The organism is Enterococcus raffinosus, from assembly GCF_001886185.1.
Classification (GTDB): Bacteria; Bacillota; Bacilli; order Lactobacillales; family Enterococcaceae; genus Enterococcus_A; species Enterococcus_A raffinosus.
Window position 1 is genome coordinate 1 of sequence record NZ_JXLA01000029.1, and the last position, 17,292, is coordinate 17,292.

The 17,292-nt window shown below is 39.7% G+C and carries 15 protein-coding genes and 1 tRNA gene; 3 read left to right on the plus strand and 13 right to left on the minus strand.

From position 1 onward, the window contains the following. Nucleotides 1–63: 63 nt before the first annotated feature. The 7 genes from RV13_RS14705 to RV13_RS14735 form a co-directional block, all read right to left on the minus strand. Nucleotides 64–873 carry an MBL fold metallo-hydrolase gene (locus tag RV13_RS14705; protein ID WP_010745761.1) on the minus strand — a complete coding sequence of 270 codons (810 nt, stop codon included), beginning with the start codon at nt 871–873 and terminating at the stop codon, nt 64–66. A gap of 48 nt (nt 874–921) precedes the next feature. After that, nucleotides 922–1,767 (minus strand): two-component system regulatory protein YycI, encoded by an 846-nt coding sequence (locus RV13_RS14710; RefSeq protein WP_028021291.1) that lies wholly within the window; start codon nt 1,765–1,767, stop codon nt 922–924. Continuing rightward, complete coding sequence (locus RV13_RS14715; RefSeq protein WP_028021290.1) at nt 1,768–3,081, minus strand: YycH family regulatory protein; 1,314 nt, start codon at nt 3,079–3,081, stop codon at nt 1,768–1,770. It lies immediately after the preceding gene. Next, the gene (gene walK, locus RV13_RS14720) at nt 3,078–4,907 is read right to left on the minus strand and encodes a cell wall metabolism sensor histidine kinase WalK (RefSeq protein ID WP_028021289.1); all 1,830 of its coding nucleotides are present in this window, start codon (nt 4,905–4,907) and stop codon (nt 3,078–3,080) included. The genes RV13_RS14715 and walK overlap by 4 nt, the downstream gene beginning before the upstream one ends. A gap of 2 nt (nt 4,908–4,909) precedes the next feature. After that, entirely contained in the window at nt 4,910–5,614 is a 705-nt protein-coding gene (gene yycF / locus RV13_RS14725) for a response regulator YycF (RefSeq protein WP_010745757.1), read from the minus strand. A gap of 233 nt (nt 5,615–5,847) precedes the next feature. Next, on the minus strand, nt 5,848–6,702 hold the full coding sequence (locus RV13_RS14730) for a DegV family protein (RefSeq protein WP_010745756.1): 855 nt from the start codon (nt 6,700–6,702) through the stop codon (nt 5,848–5,850). After that, nucleotides 6,695–7,243, minus strand: coding sequence for a DUF1836 domain-containing protein (locus RV13_RS14735; RefSeq protein ID WP_028021288.1), 549 nt, complete (start codon nt 7,241–7,243; stop codon nt 6,695–6,697). The genes RV13_RS14730 and RV13_RS14735 overlap by 8 nt, the downstream gene beginning before the upstream one ends. Before the next feature lie 157 nt (nt 7,244–7,400). On the opposite strand from RV13_RS14735, the gene RV13_RS14740 reads away from it, so the two are divergent. After that, nucleotides 7,401–7,473 (plus strand) — tRNA-Lys (locus RV13_RS14740). Nucleotides 7,474–8,007: 534 nt separating this feature from the next. Further along, nucleotides 8,008–9,105, plus strand: a complete 1,098-nt coding sequence (locus RV13_RS14745; RefSeq protein WP_028021287.1) for an LPXTG cell wall anchor domain-containing protein — start codon at nt 8,008–8,010, stop codon at nt 9,103–9,105. Between the two features lie 157 nt (nt 9,106–9,262). Here RV13_RS14745 and RV13_RS14750 read toward each other — a convergent pair whose 3' ends face one another. The 5 genes from RV13_RS14750 to opp3b form a co-directional block, all read right to left on the minus strand. Continuing rightward, entirely contained in the window at nt 9,263–10,219 is a 957-nt protein-coding gene (locus tag RV13_RS14750) for a hypothetical protein (RefSeq protein WP_035019952.1), read from the minus strand. A 457-nt stretch (nt 10,220–10,676) separates the two neighbouring features. Then, on the minus strand, nt 10,677–11,630 hold the full coding sequence (locus RV13_RS14755) for an ABC transporter ATP-binding protein (protein WP_028021286.1): 954 nt from the start codon (nt 11,628–11,630) through the stop codon (nt 10,677–10,679). 27 nt (nt 11,631–11,657) lie between these two features. Continuing rightward, nucleotides 11,658–12,704, minus strand: coding sequence for an ABC transporter ATP-binding protein (locus RV13_RS14760; protein WP_028021285.1), 1,047 nt, complete (start codon nt 12,702–12,704; stop codon nt 11,658–11,660). Nucleotides 12,705–12,710: 6 nt separating this feature from the next. After that, nucleotides 12,711–13,745, minus strand: a complete 1,035-nt coding sequence (opp3C, locus tag RV13_RS14765) for an oligopeptide ABC transporter permease (RefSeq protein ID WP_010745748.1) — start codon at nt 13,743–13,745, stop codon at nt 12,711–12,713. Continuing rightward, the gene (gene opp3b / locus RV13_RS14770; protein WP_010745747.1) at nt 13,745–14,686 is read right to left on the minus strand and encodes an oligopeptide ABC transporter permease; all 942 of its coding nucleotides are present in this window, start codon (nt 14,684–14,686) and stop codon (nt 13,745–13,747) included. Before opp3b ends, opp3C begins: the two co-directional genes overlap by 1 nt. Before the next feature lie 300 nt (nt 14,687–14,986). Between opp3b and RV13_RS14775 the strand changes: the two genes are divergently transcribed. Further along, nucleotides 14,987–15,331, plus strand: coding sequence for a DUF3899 domain-containing protein (locus RV13_RS14775; RefSeq protein WP_010745746.1), 345 nt, complete (start codon nt 14,987–14,989; stop codon nt 15,329–15,331). 45 nt (nt 15,332–15,376) lie between these two features. On the opposite strand, the gene RV13_RS14780 is transcribed toward RV13_RS14775, so the two are convergent. Beyond that, nucleotides 15,377–17,038 (minus strand): peptide ABC transporter substrate-binding protein, encoded by a 1,662-nt coding sequence (locus RV13_RS14780; protein WP_028021283.1) that lies wholly within the window; start codon nt 17,036–17,038, stop codon nt 15,377–15,379. Nucleotides 17,039–17,292: the final 254 nt, after the last annotated feature.

Sequence of the window (17,292 nt, forward strand, 5' to 3'; positions counted from 1 at the left end):
TATCAGTCCTAGAAATTATAGAGCCAAAAAATGGCAAGCCTGCTAAGACAGACTTGCCATTTTTTAAATTGCGAATAATTCCGTTGCACTATCAGGATCGGTATCAAAAATTTGAAATTGATGATTTACCCCAAGATCATAACGAGTCAATGTTTCCTCCATCGTCATATGGGCCAACTCTTTCATATTATTTTCCTTACTCAAGTGTCCCAAATAAATCCGTTTGGTCCGATCGCCAAGAATATCCGTCATGACTAAGGCACCATCATCATTGGATAAATGTCCTCGGTCACCTAGAATTCGCTGCTTCAAGCTCCAAGGATAGGCCCCCATCCGCAACATCTCTAAGTCATGATTGCTTTCAACTAAGTACGCATCTGCATCGCGAATCGTTCCGCGGACATGTTCACTCGCATAGCCAGTATCCGTCAGCATCACAAATGAATGACCATCTTTGTAGAAGCGGTAAAATTGTGGTGCCGCCGCATCATGTGAAACGCCAAAACTTTCGATATCTAAATCCCCAAAAGTTAAAACCTTTCCCATTTCAAAAATGTGCTTTTGCTCAACGTCTACTTTTCCAATCAAAGGAGACATTGCCTCCCAGGTCTTCTCGTTCGCATACACCGGCAGCTTATATTTTCGTGCAAGAACGCCGACGCCGTGAATATGGTCGCGGTGTTCATGGGTGACTAAAATCGCATCTAGATCCTCAGGTTTTCGATCGACCTCTGCTAATAGCGAAGTGATTTTTTTTCCACTCAATCCAGCATCAACCAGAATTCTTTTTTGCGGACTTTCTAAATACAATGAATTTCCAGTACTTCCGCTTGCTAAAATGCTGATATTGAAGGCATTATTCATCTCTAACATGAGCAATTGGTCCTCTCTTTTAAAACTGTCCTCAGTATACAACCCTTTTTATGGATTTTCCACCTTTGGAACTAAATTGTTTGTAATCACTTGATTATTCAACGCATTGACTTTCTCAATCTGCGTCGTCTTATCTGATGTCTTTATTCTGACAAACCAGACGGGGACATAGACATTCTTCTCTCGGACTTCGAGGGTTCGAAAATACCCTAGATAGATGTTCGTAATCGTTGATTTACTAGGAATATTATTATTGATATACAGTGTATTCAGAATTTCTTTTTCAGAATAAAGTGTCATCTTTTCACGCAGCGGCTCAATCTCTTTTAACCGCGTCTGAGTGTACTTCGAAACCTGCTCCTGATCATCATTTTTAACAATATCTAGCGTCACTCGAGACGTTTCATCAATAAAAGGAATCCCTTCATAGGTCTGTGCACCTACAATTTTTCCTAATTCATTGTCCTTTTTAGAGATGTCTGGCAGATAAGTGTATTCTTCGCCATCTACAATGAATTGTTTATCCTTCATAAGACGTCTGAAGCTGCTGGTCGCTTTTTTTAAATCAAAATCTGTGTCTCCAGTTGGCGTACTGCTTAAAACCTTATCAGAAATATCCCAAATTCCTGAAATCGTCGAACCGGCGCCTCCATTCACTAATGACTCGAACGTATCTTGCTCGGCACTTAAATAGTACCCCTCTTTATGATCATCCGTTACCTCATCCGTAACACTGATATCATCATTTTCGAGTCGCTGCAGGATGTCTTCTCTTTGATTAGAATTTGTGACTAAGCTTTGTTCATGCTGATTATTCCAATAAATACTAAAAAGGAAAATATTCAACCCGATAAAGACGAGAAAAAAGATCCATTCAATTTTTCTAAAATCCAATTAGCTCGCCTCCATTTCTAGGTTCCCTTGCATCAACTGATTCGCAGGATACCAAGTGTTGTCATATTTGACGAACCATTCTGGAGTTAAAGCTACTAATTTATTTACACCATCGATATCTTGCCATGTATAACCAATAATAAAGCTTTGTATTTTTGTTAAATCTATCCCGACCGCCGCTAAATTATTTTCAATTTCAAGGGTACTAGGTAATTCAACCTCTTCATCAGAAGGGATCGGTACCTGAACCGTATCCACACTCGTTTCAATTTTAATTTGCGGAGTGGCAGCATTAGGTTGATGCTCTATCTTTACGCTCATTTTCCCTTTCGAAGTTTGGCTGAAGATCGGATATCCTTCCACAAAAATCCGGTAATTTACTTGTCCATCATGATGATCGAAATAGCGTAAGTTCCCGACGGCTGTCCCTAACCGACTCACATAGTTAAAGCTTTGACTATAGATGCTTTCCTTTGCTAAGTCTTCTGGCAGTTCACCCGTAAATGTTACCAAGCGCTTTTGTTCGTCCATGATTAGTTCCTCATGGCCGCTTGAAAATGATCGCGCCCCATTTTCTTCTTCCTCTCCTTTTGCTTGATCAGGATTTTGGAAGAAGGCATTTCTAAAGAGAGAATAAGATTGGGTCGTCAAAATGTAACTGTATTTTTTTAAACGAACCCGTTCCTTGGTTCGCAGCAAACGAGGAACCAATGGATTTTCATCAGACATTGGTAGATACTTTCCCTGATTTTTTTGATAGATGGTTTCTAGACCAGAAAAATCTCCTGACATTGTCGCTTCATAAACAGTGTCCTTACTGTAATTCAAAAAACGAATCTTCTTCTTTGAAAAATCGATTTGAATTTTTGAAAAGGTAATACTATCTGCTTCCTTCAAAGAGTTCAAATTGATAGGCATATCAAAAACCTTGATATACTCAGTTAAAGAAAAACCGCCCTCATAGTTCAGCTCGATGCCACTGTCTAACCCATAATAGTTTTTGATCTCTTCTTCGCCTTGAGCGATTTCCTGCAACTGCCCAAAGGTACTCTCTGTTAAACGCGCTTGCGTGGTAGCTAATAAATTCTCACTGCTCGTTTGAAATTTCCCGTCGGACAAGTCCCAAATACCTCGTATAGGTAAAAAAGCATCGGTGGCTTTCGCATAATTTTGGTCGTTCTTTACTGTCTGTTTGCTTGTATTAATATCTGCTGTTTTAGAAGTAGGGCTAAGCCATATAGCGTACGTTAAGACGAGGCTGAGTAGTATCAGAGCAAAAAGTGCTACACGGATGATTCTTTCTGATAGTTTCATTCCCAGATATCCTCCTCATAAGGTTCATAAGGTAAAGAAATATAAAATGTAGATCCCTTACCTTCAACACTTTCGACCCAAATTTGACCTTGATGGGCCTTCATCACTTCTTTAGAGATGGCCAAACCTAGTCCTGTACCGCCTTGTTGACGCGCCCGTGCTTTATCTACGCGATAAAAACGTTCAAATACTTTTTCTAGGTCCTTCTTAGGTATGCCCAACCCTTCGTCAGAAATACTTAGTACCACATTGTTATGTGTTTCCATTAAGTGAACTTCGATTTTTCCGCCGTCAGGTGAATATTTGATTGCATTATTCATGACATTGTCAATTACTTGCATAATCTTGTCCGTATCGATTTCCACCCATAAATCGCGCTCGGTGAACTCACGGACGATGCGGTAATTTTTCTCTTGGCTATTCACCATCATATCGAAACGATCCAGGATATAATCAACCAGCTCATTGAAATTCACCAGCTCAAGATCCATTTGCTGCGCGCCTGAATCCATACGTGAGAGATTCAATAAATCATTGATCATACGAATCATACGGTCGGTTTCCCCAAGCGTCACATGGATAAATTCTGGTGCCACTGTTTTGTCTTGCCAAGCACCTTCTTCTAATGCTTCTAAATAACTGCGAACGCTGGTTAACGGTGTCCGTAATTCATGAGAAACATTGGATACGAACTGGCGTCGTTCCTCAGCGGTTTTCTCTTGCTCTGTAACATCGTGGAGTACGACAACCAAGCCACTGATAAATCCTGACTCTCGCCGAATCATAGCGAAATCAGATCGTAAGGTCATGTTTCCTTCATCAGAATCTGGTTTTGAGCGAGTAATCAAAATTTCTTCTGGTGTTTCTAATAATTTTCTCAAAGTATATTGCTCTTCTAAATCAAGCAAGGAGAGAATGGATTGACCGATCGCCTCTTCATTCGTCGTATCTAATAAGGAGAGCGCCATCTCATTAATGGTGATGACTTTCCCACGTCGATCAGTAGCTATAACACCATCTGTCATATGCGTTAAGACGCTATCCAGTCGATTCCGTTCAGCCTCCATTGTATCTTGAGCATCTTCGATTCGATCAGACAGCTTGTTGAAGGTTTCCGCAAGCTGACTCAATTCATCGTGTCCTTGAACGTCTACTTTTTCAGAATAATCCCCCTGAGCGATTCGCACTGCCTGCTTTTGCATCTCTTTGATCGGTTTTGTGATTGATCGCGCGACAAGTAATGCGACAACGATCGAAATCAATCCTGCGATCAACGAAGCGGTAAAGAAGATCAAAGCGGTATTACTGATTTCGGTATATTTTTGTTCAATGTCACTCTTAACATAAAGAGCCCCGATCACAGCCGAATCGCCGGTCGGGGACTGAATAGGTTGGACATTGATATATACCCGCTTATTATTGTCATCAAGTGTTACATATTGTTTCATTGAAAAATCATCAATATCACTGTACTCGTTCTTTTTACCAACGATCGTATCTTTTTGACCTACATCATTGGTAGCTACAACGATCCCTTTATCATCTACTACCCACATTTCACCAATGTCAGCGGCGGTATTATTTTCGAGAATACGCTGCAGCTGATCTGCTTCGTTGTCGCTATCCTCTGCCATTGTCGCTCCCAGAGTCGTGCTTAACAACGACACACGCTGATTCATGTCTTTGGTAAAGCTATTGATGGTTGATTTTTCAAGTCCTCTAATAAAGTAAGCACCGATAATCTCAATCGAAATCAGCAAAATCAAAATAAATGAAAAGGCAATCTTGAAATTGACCGATCGATAAAAACGGACTTTCTTTTCCATACTTACTCCTGTTCAGGGTTTCGTAGATAATAACCTACGCCACGTCTTGTTACTAAATAGGTTGGATGACTAGGATTGTCTTCGATTTTTTCACGCAGACGTCGCACCGTTACATCCACTGTTCGGACATCGCCAAAATAATCATAGCCCCAAACAGTTTGTAATAAATGCTCCCGCGTCATCACTTGACCAATATGTTTTGCTAAATAATGCAGCAATTCAAATTCGCGATGGGTTAATTCGATTGTATCTCCATGTTTGGTTACCATGTAAGCATCTGGATGGATCGTTAAGTCACCGATCGTCAAATCACTTTGCGCTGTCTGTTCTTCTTCCTTAGGCGCTTGGCCTCCACGGCGTAAATTTGCTTTTACGCGAGCGACTAATTCGCGATTAGAGAACGGTTTCGTCACATAATCATCCGCGCCTAATTCCAACCCTAAGACCTTATCAATCTCAGAATCTTTCGCCGTAACCATAATAATCGGCATTTCATGGGTCTTGCGTACTTCACGAGCCACTTCTAAACCGTCTTTTTTAGGCAACATCAAATCTAATAAAATTAAATCTGGGTTTACTTCTTCGACTTTTTCTAAGGCTTCTTCACCATCATAAGCAGTAAAGACTTCATAGCCTTCTTTGGTTAAATTGAATTTCACGATGTCCGAAATCGGTTTTTCATCGTCAACTACTAGAATTTTTTTCACTAAGAGTCACCTCATACCTTCATAGGATTGTATGTACGCCTTACCATTATACAATAATTTCAATACTGTTTCACCTTTTCAAACAGACGACGTTTTTTTACAACTGTTACTTAAGAAAAAATGAAAAAAGAGACAAACTGAGTTCATCTCCTTCTTTCTATGCATACATTCTTTTTGAGAGCCTGTGAGCCGTCTACATACGTTCACTTTATTCTCTTGAATTCTGTTGACATTTAATCAAGCACTTGGCAAACAACCCCTAAGGAGCCAGGGCCAGTATGAACGGATAACGCCGGAGAGACTTTCCCAAAATAAATATTTTCGGCTGTTGGGAATAGCTCGTGCAGTCGTTCGCGAATTTTTTCAGCCGTTTCTAGAGCATCCGCCTGGGTTACCGCTAAGTTGAAGCGCTTATGGTTGCCTACGTGCTCCTTCACTAGTTGAATGGTTTTGTCGATGCTCTTATTCAGCCCGCGTACTTTCGCTACCGTGTAGTAAATACCATCTGAATTGCACGAAATGATTGGCTTCAATTTCAGTGCGCTTCCTAGTAAAGAGGAAACTAAGCCAATTCGTCCACCTTTTTGCAAATATTCCAACGTATCCACATTGAAAAAGATTTTAGTCTTCGGAATTTTACTTTCTACTTCAGTAATAATTTCCGTAAATGATTTTCCTTCTTTAACTAAGTCGCCAGCGTAAATCGCTAAAATACCAGCGCCGATCCCCACATTTTTGGTATCAATTGATTGGAATGTTAGCCCTTCATAATGCTCTCCCAGCACTCTCAACGCATTATAAGTACCGCTTAGACCGCTAGAAATCGTCACAATTATTACATGGGTATATCCTTGAGACTTAATTTCATCAAAGACTTTATGAATCAGTTCCCCATCGGGTAAAGATGTCGTCGGCAATTCTTTTTTAATTAATGGAAAAATCGTATCAGAGCTGATATCAATCCCATCTCTATATTCTCGATCACTAAAAATAATCCGTAACGGAACCATAAAAAAGGGCCCATTATCAATTACTTCCTTTGGCACATCCGTCCCAGAGTCAACTAGGATTGCAATTTTCTCACTCATCAACTTCGCCTTCTTTCTCTTTATCCAACTGAATAATCTTCTCAGCCAACATCTTCTGTGTAAATGACGCGACAGCGCTTTCCATCGCTAAATAATAAAAATCTTTGCTGCTGCGAGTCAAATTCACCTCTTCACCTAAAACAATCTTTGCTACTTGCAGCAATGCTTCCTCCTGCACTTTGCAAAAACTATTGTAGGCATCTTTTGGTTCATTAATCGCCAGCTGCATGCGAATCAGTTCATTGATATCTGGAATCGCAAGTACTTGTTTCAATAAAGTGATCGCAATTAAATACGCTAGATGGTTGCGGTTATATCTTTTTTTCACAGGTGGTGGTATTAATTTATGTTTAACATAGTTGTTGACCATCGCACTAGATAAGAGCTGATGCTTTTCATCTTCCATCAACGGCGATAGGTAGCGGTCAACAAGAGTGATGACTTGATCCATATATAATTCTAGTTCAGGTAACTCTTCCCACCTAGGCAAGCGTACTTCTTTCAATTCTTCTGCCCAAGTTCTGAGTTTCGTTTCTTCCATTTTTCACACTCCTCTCAACGATAGTTTATCAAAATTACGGTAATTATACAATATAGTTTTGAAAACTAGATAATTGAAGCGCTTTTTAGATAAATTTTTTTAGTTTTGTTCTTGCTTTTTTATTTTTCCAGTGCTAACATATGAAAGTACTTTGTTTGGGCCGTTAGCTCAGTTGGTAGAGCAGCTGACTCTTAATCAGCGGGTCGCGGGTTCGAGCCCCTCACGGCCCATTGGGTGCCAAACCCACGTCACCAGTGCATTCTTGGCTACTTCGGTAGTTTAGAAAAGAATGTACGTGGTGACTTTTTTGTTTTTCAAAAAATTTTCTAAATAAATGCTAAACATTATTTTATTGACTGAATCTATTTCCCCAATAACTCCAAGTTCAATTCCTGCTCGTGTTCAAAGCAATGCCTCTCAAGCGTAATTAACCCCACAAAACGAAAATCTTAAAACAGATAAATCAAGTTTTTTTCACGAAGAATCATTGGAACTGTATTCTTCTTTCTTTCAGGTCTTACTCTTTTAGAAAGACGATTTCGCATTTAATATAGGATTGTAACTCAATCAAACCAGCCGCTTAAATCCTTTAACAAGGGTTTAGGCGGCTGGTTTTTTGGAGCGAAAAGAGAGAAAAACGGTGAATTATTCTTTTTTTGTATTTTGTCCCATAAAAAACTTTTTTTGATTCTTTCATTTTATATCTTTACAAAAATATTTCTTATGTTACAATTGTGTTACAGAAATATTAAGGAGTGATTTAGATGAAAAAAATGGTTGTTTTTAGTTTGTTGGTATTAAACTTCCCCTTTGTTGCATTCGCAGATTCTTCCGATAGTGTCCCTGACCAGACCGTAAGTTCCAGTCAAGAGCAATTCGTTGACCAAGTTTCAGAAATAGGAACCGGTGATCAACTCCCTACTACCACTTCTCAAGCTTCTACAGAAGAAACAGTTACAAAACAAGCTGCAGCAACCAATAGCACTGCTGCCGAAGAAACAGAAAAAAGCGAAGTAGCAAAAGATACCCCAACGACTGAAACAGCCACTGTTGAGAAAAAACAGGATGAAACAGTACAAACGTCTGAAATAGAAAAGAAGAAAGTTGATACCATCACACCTCAAAAAGCTGCTGCAAAAACGTCAGAATCCCCAGCAGCATTGGAAGAAAGTCTTAATAAAGAGTGGACAGCTGAAAAAATCCGTGAGAATTTAACTGGGACAGATTACGGAATCGATCAAAATGAACTTAAGGGCTACAGCGATCAAGAACTAACCAATGCCTTTAAACTATTCAACCGTTATAACTTCGATATTACTGGCATGGATCTAGGTAGCTATGTACGAGTTCTACGTATGATTTATAAAGATAAGGAAGTTTCTTGGACAGAAGTTGAAAAAGCATTAGTGTTTAATCCCCATAACTTTCAAACTACTGTTGAATTAGCTAAAAATATAGATCAGTTACAACATTATCTTCGTGTGCTTCATCCTGGTATTCAACATTTTTCAAATGAAGAAATGCTTCATATCTTGAATCACCTTAGTGGCGCTGAAGATCAATTAAGTGCTGCAAATGGACTATTTGCAGGTCTTGTTCGTTGGCTTTACGACTCTCAACCAGGAAATGCACCTATCGAAAACGGCGCACCTATTCAAAACATAGATACAACTACGCAGCCAATCGTTGAAAATCTCACAACGAATCCTACTAGCGTTGTTAAGAATAATGCACAAGCTACTACTCAAAAAGAATACCCAAAAACTGGTGAACGTCGGACTGACTCACTAACGATTATGGGAATCATTGTATTCTTCCTTGCAGGTTTAGTTCTCCTGAAACGACGTGCTCAATTGAAATAGAGCAAATAAACTTGCCTTCTTTACCAATATTAAGTGATTTCTATTTTTCATTTAGCAAACTAAACTATTCCACAAGTGAAAACGAGTACGCATGTGCTCGTTTTTTTTGCTTTTTAAAGGCTCGCTGAATAAACCCTATGGGCAAAAAAGCACATCGCTATCTCCTTCCAGACAATAGTTTCTTGACTTTCCTTTCCCATTTTCTTTTCTCTCGTCCCTGATCAATTTCCTCTTGCGTTTTGCCATGACGTCTTTCAAAGCTTTTGGGCTTATGTGCCGTTGCGGCTGAATCATTTGGTGGCAGCTCCCAAGGCAGCGGGTACTTCGCATCGATTTGATCAGCGAGCTCCTGATAATTCAGCTTACGTTTTTTATTTTCATTCGAAGGTTCAGTTGATGTCGTGTTCTGCGCAGGCTGTTCTTTTTTCTCAGAAGCTGGACATTTTTCATCCGATGATTCCATTTCGGTCAGTTCTTCTTGTTCTGGTTGACTCGCTTCATGCTGCGTATCAATACAGGTTTTTACACTCTTGAATTTCACATATTCCGCAAAACGACGAACGCCACCCGCTTGGAAGATAGTCAAGGTCGTCAAAATATCCAATATTTCCGCCGTTTCTCTTTCTTGTCCGGTCGGGACCTGTTTCGTATCACGTAATGTCCAAGTATATCTTTTCCCGTTGCCATCTTTAAAAATCGTCGCAAGATCAAATTGAAACGCTGTCTTCTCGAAGGTCTCAGCGGCTCTCTTTATCAATAATTTTCTATAAGAACGAGCTTGCTTAGTCAGCTCTTGATACTCTTCTTCGCTCTTGAACAGACGTTGGATAACCGTCTGCCATTCTTCTTCACCTACAAAATAATCGCGGAAATAGGCGCAATGACGACGCAAGGTATCATTAGGTGCAGCAGTCAGAAAAATCTCACGAATCAGCTCTGGGAACAGGTAGGCAAAATCCCCCACAGAAAGTGCGTCACGAACCAAAATAGCCACTGCCGCCTCTACGATCTCCGCCGCATTTTTTGTTTGTTCATAGCGCTGAGTCACGCGTTTTTCCAAGCTCTTTCTCAACATACCAAAAATTTGTCGCTGCCCTAACAATGCTTCCTTCATTCGTTTCATCCTCCGTCCGTTGTTTTTGATTCCTTTGTAGTAATGATTCTTATGTAACCGTTCACAAAAATATTTTACACATAAAATAACCTTGAAGTAAATAGGCTTTATGAAGTATTCACTAATGTTAATTTATTTAAACCTTTTGGATAGTGACTTCCATTGTTCATTAGTTACATTGAAAGTCATATTAATAGCTTTAATAAATAACTATTTGGAGATTTTCGTTAGCGAGAAACAGATAGACGGAATCTTTATGTATTTTTTTAAAATAAATAGAATTATTTTATCTAGTAAAAGATGACGATCTTCTATATATAGGAAGACTTATTAAAAATCGATCTTCTCGATAAAAAGTCGTGTTCCATGGTTAGGTATCAAAACTATTGCGAGTGCTTTAAAAAATCTAAGCTAAAAAAAGCCAAAGCAGGCTAACCATCTGCTTTGACTTTCCTTTTTATACGGCCACTGCTTTCTCATTTTTCAAATGCTGCAGCTTCTTTTTATAATATGCAACTTCATCTTCAGAAGAATAAATGAAGTGACCAGGTGCGATTTCACGCAAATTTCTTGCTTTGCCGTCGTGAGGTTCGGTTTGATATTTTATTCGACGTCGTTGACGCTCATGATCAGGATCTGGCATCGGGATGGCTGATAACAGGCTTTCAGTATATGGATGCACCCCAAAATGATAAATCTCATCACTGCTTCCAACTTCTAATAGATGGCCGTTATTCATGACTCCAATACGATCACTAATATGTTTGACCATTGAAAGATCATGGGCGATAAACAAGTATGTCAAGTTGTGTTCCTTTTGCAAATCCTGTAGTAAGTTCACGACCTGAGCTTGGATCGAAACGTCTAAGGCAGAGATAGGTTCGTCACAAATGATGAAGCGCGGACGAACAGCTAACGCGCGGGCAATCCCAATTCGCTGACGCTGACCGCCAGAAAATTCGTGGGGATAGCGTGTGCCGTGACTGGGATTCAAGCCGACTGTTTCTAATAAATCATTGACTATTTTATCTCGTTCCTTCGGCGTTTTCGCTAAATTATTGACGTCAATTCCTTCAGCAATGATATCTTTAACCTTCATCCGTGGATTCAACGACGCGTATGGATCTTGGAAAATCATTTGTACATCGCGGCGAAAGGCGGTCAAATCCGCTTTCCCATGAATTTTCGTTACGTCTTTCCCATCAAATAGAATTTCACCATCCGTTTGTTGATTCAAACGAATAATTGTTCGTCCCGTGGTAGATTTCCCACTACCAGACTCACCTACTAATCCAAAGGTCTCCCCTTCATTAATATAAAAGCTTACATCATTAACGGCACGAACTTCATTTTTGCTGCCGGTATTAAAATACTGTTTTAAATTATTTACTTCTAATAATCGCTTTTCCATCCTAATCCTCCATTTTCTCGCTAAAAATTAAGCGGAATATTGGTTTTGCTTTTTGCGAAAAATATCCCAACGCCGTTGAATCTCGACTGGAGGAGTCACTGCTGGTGCTTGCGGAGCCAATAACCAAGTTGCAGCCTTATGCGTCTCTGAAAGCTCAAAGAACGGCGGCTCCATTTCTGCATCAATCTTCAACGCGAACTCATTACGCGGGTAAAAGGCATCGCCCGTTGGCGGGTCCAATAAATCTGGAGGAGAACCCGGAATAGCATACAAACGGTCACTTTCGCTTTCTAGTGTTGGCATGGACCCAAGCAATCCCCATGTGTAAGGATGTTGCGGATTATAGAAAATCTCTTCCGCTGTACCAACCTCCACAATCTTCCCTGCATACATGACAGCTACTCGGTCGGCAACGTTGGCAACTACACCCAGATCATGGGTAATAAAAATAATTGAGGTTTCGATTTTTTCTTGAATTTCTTTTAGCAGCTCTAAAATCTGTGCCTGAATCGTTACATCAAGGGCTGTTGTCGGTTCGTCGGCAATCAGGATTTCAGGATTACAGATTAAGGCAATGGCAATCACAATCCGTTGACGTTGTCCCCCAGAAAACTGATGGGGATAGTTTTTCAACCGTTTTTCTGCGTCTGGAATTCCAACTAAGTTCAATAAATCCAAAGCAGCTTTCAAGCTTTCATTTTTAGAAACATTCTTGTGCTTGCGTAAAGACTCTGCCACTTGCTTACCAATTGTCATGGTAGGATCTAGGGATGTCATAGGATCCTGAAAGATCATTGCGATCTCACGTCCGCGAATTTTCTGCATTTCTTTTTCAGATTTATCAACAATGTCTTGCCCTTTAAATAAAATATGCCCCTCATCAATGTTGGCGTTACTTGAAAGCAAGCGCATGATCGTACGGGTAGTAACGGATTTTCCGCTGCCGGATTCTCCTACGATCGCTAAGGTCTCCCCTTTATTCAACTCAAAATCCACTCCACGAATCGCACGGACCTTTCCGGCGTACGTATCGAATGAAATATTCAAATTCTTCACTTCTAAAATTTTTTCCATAGATTGTCACTCTTTCATTTTCGGATCGAATGCGTCACGTAGACCATCGGCTAACAGATTGAAACAGATCATGATCAGCGAAATAGTAACCGCTGGAATCCATAACAAGTATGGCAAATACAGGAATGTTTTATAGCCATCATTTAACAACGTTCCTAGTGAAGCGGCTGGCGGTGTTAACCCTAGACCAATAAAGCTTAGGAAGGCTTCAAAGAAAATAGCTGTTGGAATGCTGAACATCATTTGAATAATAATCACGCTGGAGATATTCGGAATGATGTGCTTGAAAGCAATCTTCCATTTCGACTCGCCCAGGGTCATCCCCGCTAGAACGTATTCTTGATCCTTCAGCTTGAGGGTCTGGGCACGAACGATTCGGGCCATGGGTATCCAGTTCGTAATAGCCATCGCTGCTACAATTGAAAAAATCCCCGGTTCAAAAACAACCAGCATTAAAATCATGACTACTAGATTGGGGATTCCAGAAAGAATCTCCAAGAAACGCTGCATCGCATTATCGACTTTTCCACCTAGCATTCCAGAAATCAAACCATAGGCAACACCGATCGTGATATCGAATAAAGCTGCGATAAAAGCGATCAATAATGAAATTCTTGTTCCCATAAATAAACGACTCAACACATCGCGTCCCAAACCATCCGTTCCCAACAGATAATTCACGTTATTAGGAACATCTGCTTGTGCATATTTATCAACCAATTCACCAGCCACCATTGTTTTTCCATTTAGGCCGTCAATGTTCAAACCAGGAACTCGAGGCGGTAAATTAATATAATCAACATTTTGTTTGCTTGGGTCTTGTGGCGAAACAAAGATCGTCACAATGGAGACGACAATAATTATAGCCAGTAGGATCATTGAAATGACTGCCGCCTTATTTTTCTTTAAGCGACGCCAAGAGTCTTGTAGAAAATTCAACGAAGGTGTCGCAATTTCTTCGCGTTCCTTTTCGGTATTTTTTTGTAAGGGTTGAAATTCATCAGCGGGAATATCAACGATTGAAGGATATTTCATTTCCATTAGCTCTTACTCCCTTCTGATAGACGAATACGCGGATCAACTAAACCATAAAGAAGATCGACGACCAGAATAACAAAGACTAGCATAAACGAGTAAAGAATCGTTACAGCCATGATCGTTGGATAATCATTGGTCATAATTGATTTTACAAATTGCTCTCCGATACCAGGTATAGCGAAAATATTCTCGACCACTAACGATCCTGTCATTAACGCAACAGCTAATGGTCCTAATAATGTCATCAAGGGGATCAAACTATTTCTCAATCCGTGTCTGAAGGCAATTTCCCATCTACTCAATCCTTTAGCTCGTGCAAGCTCCACATAATCACTATGAAGAACCTCTACCATTTCTGTTCGAATAAAGCGAGCGGAATCAGCTAAAGGCGACATCGCTAATGCCAATGTCGGTAATATGGTGTAAGCAAACCCTTCCCATTTTGCGATCGGCAAGATACGTAATTTCATAGCAAAAATGTATTGTAGCAAAACGGCAAAAACAAAGTTGGGAATCGAGCGACCTAAAATCGCGACTAAAGTAGATGCCGTATCTGCCCATGAGTTTTGTTTCATCGCGGAAATCGTTCCTAAGATGATCCCGACAAAAGTACCAAATACGATTGCCTGCAACCCTAATTGCAAGGAAGGTCCGATGCGCCCTGCTAATAAAGCAGCAACGGCTTGATTTTTGAATTGGAAAGAAATACCAAAGTTTCCTTGTACTAGGTTGGATAGATAAATTCCGTACTGCACGATAACGGGTTTGTCTAGCCCCACCTGCTTATTCAGCATCGCAATCGTTTCAGGACTCAATCGTTCTTGATTGGTATAAGGTGTCCCTGGTAATAATTGCATCAAGAAAAATGTGATGGTGGCAATCAACCATAAAGTAATCAACATGAAAAAGACACGCTTTAAAAAATATTTCAAATAACTGCCCATGAGGTGCCTCCTAATTCATTTTAATGTATTCATTTTTTACAAAAAATGAGTTTTATTTTCATCACGTATATCATTCCACTAATCTGCTAAAGCAGGAAGGGGAACTGACATCCTAATTCATTTTTTAGCAAAAACGAGCGTTGTTTTTAGCTCGTATATCATTCTGTTCTATTTCAGAAAAAGCTTTTAATGATTCGTTCTTAAATTTTGACTTCTACTTTTGTTTTGGTTTAGAGTAGGAAGAACGTATGAATCATATTTATTAAAAGAGTGTTACTCATCAATTATTGGAGTGTATGTATGAAAAATAAATTATTTCCCATTGGAATCGGCAGCGGCTTGATTGTGCTTATTGTGATCTACTCGCTTATTCAAGGGTCGCTTTCTTTATTGATTCTATCTAACCGATTTTTTTTAACTGGATTGCCTTTTTTGATCGTTGGCATCCTGCTTTGGATTTTTTCTTCAGGCTTCTTCGATCATTTTCAGCATTCGATGCATCAAGCGTTTGGCAGAAAACAAAAGAAAAAATCAGAATTTCAGCCTCTCTCCCATGTTGGACAGGGACGATATTCTTTTTGGTTGATCATTGCAGCCATTTTGATCGGTTCTTCAATCATTTGTGCATTGCTGACAATGATTTAAAAGGAAGTTGGAACGAGGTTCGTTCCAACTTCTTTTTTTGTCTAATTATTCCTCTACATAAGTCCATTTGTAGTCCCAAGAAGCGCCAGCTGGATGGTGAACAATTCCTTTGACCTTCTCGTTAACTAAATGTGCTTCGGATAATTGATAAAGCGGTGCGACACCAGATTCTTTAGAGATGATCTCATTGGCTTTTTGTAAATCATCCCAACGAGCTTCCTCATCGCTAGCATCTTTATTCCCTGAATCTTCAACTGCCTTGTCGTATTCCTCATTGCTCCAGCGACCGCGGTTATATGAGTTTCCTGTTACGAACAAGTCAGTAAAGCTTGATGGGTCCGCATAGTCTGCACCCCAGCCGCCTAGTAAAACATCAAAGTCCCCAGCATTTGAACGATCCAAACGAACTGAAAATGGTACAGGGGTTGGTTTCACTGTGATTCCTGGTAGTGTTTCTTCCAAGGCACTTTGCATATATTCAATGACTTTCTTAGAGGAATCAGTATCTGAAGCCATTAATTCAAACGATAGCTTGTCAATCTTCAATTCCTTCTTCGCTTTGTCCCAATACTCTTTCGCCTTTTCCTTATCGTAAGGAGCTAAATTGCCTGCTTCTTTGGCAAAATCCTCATCTGTTTTCGGATTTTTTGACATACCTGATGGGACTAACCCCGTCGAAACGACTGATCCATCTCCTAAAACTTGGTTGACTAAGGATTTCCGGTTGATCGCGTAAGAGATTGCTTTACGTAAGTTCTCGTTTCTAAATGGTGAATCTTCTTTTCGTTGATTGTATTCAAGATAGCTGGTACGAGCTTCTTTGAAGGATTTGTATGCTGGATCATTCGCATTTTGTTGTGCCAACTCACCAGATAGGATCACATCGTCTGCTTCGCCATCTTTGAATAAATTCAAGGATGTAGAAGATTCTTTTACTACATTGACTTTTACTTTAGATAATTTCACTTCGTCTTTATCCCAGTAAGTATCATTTTTCTTATATTCCCACTCAGTATCTGTTCCGGGACCATCAAAGCCTTCTAATGTGAAAGGTCCATTGTATACAGATTTATCACTCTTAGTGGCATACTCTTTTCCATTTGCTTCTACCACTTTTTGATTTTGTGGAAAGAAGGATGGAAATGCCAATAGGTAATCAAAATACGGTGTAGGCTTGGCCAACTTGATTTCTAACTCATGATCATTCACTGCTTTGATTCCTAGTTCTTCAGGAGCTTTTTTACCGGCAGAAATATCCGCCGCATTTTCCACTGGTTCGAAAAGATACGCGTATTCTGAGGCTGTCTCTGGTTTGACTGTACGTTGCCATCCAAAGACATAATCTTTAGCTGTTACAGGATCACCGTTTGACCATTTTGCATCTTCTCTTAACTTCACTGTATAGGTCTTACCATCGTCGCTAACCTTAACTTTTTCACTAGCACCTGCTGGCTGCGGTTTATTGTCCTTATCCAAACGATAGATACCTTCATAAACATTATTAAGTGCAGTAAAACTAATTGTATCTGTCGCTACAGATAAGTCGGCTGTCGGCATTTCCTGTTGAACCACTAAATTGAATGTGCCGTTGTCTTTTGCTTTTGCGCTTGACCTGCTCTCATCAGTTGAAGCACTGCTGCCGCCATAACACCCCGCCAAAGCGAGCCCGCAAACCGCGATAATACCGTAAGCTAATTTGTTCCTCATATCTTTTTCCCCTTTTGATTCAATTTTCAGAATAATTATGAAGTTCTGAATATGTCGAGTAGTTTAATCATTTGTTTTTAATAAATCAACACATATGCTCTAATAATCTTTTTACTTTTTTGAAAAAAACCTAAGAAAACTTGTGAATCCAACAATTTCCCTATTAAAATTTTTTTATTCTAATAAAAACACCTTAAATATTTGTTCAAAGCCCGTTTTTCTCACATATTCATGGTAGAAACTAGCAGTTGTTC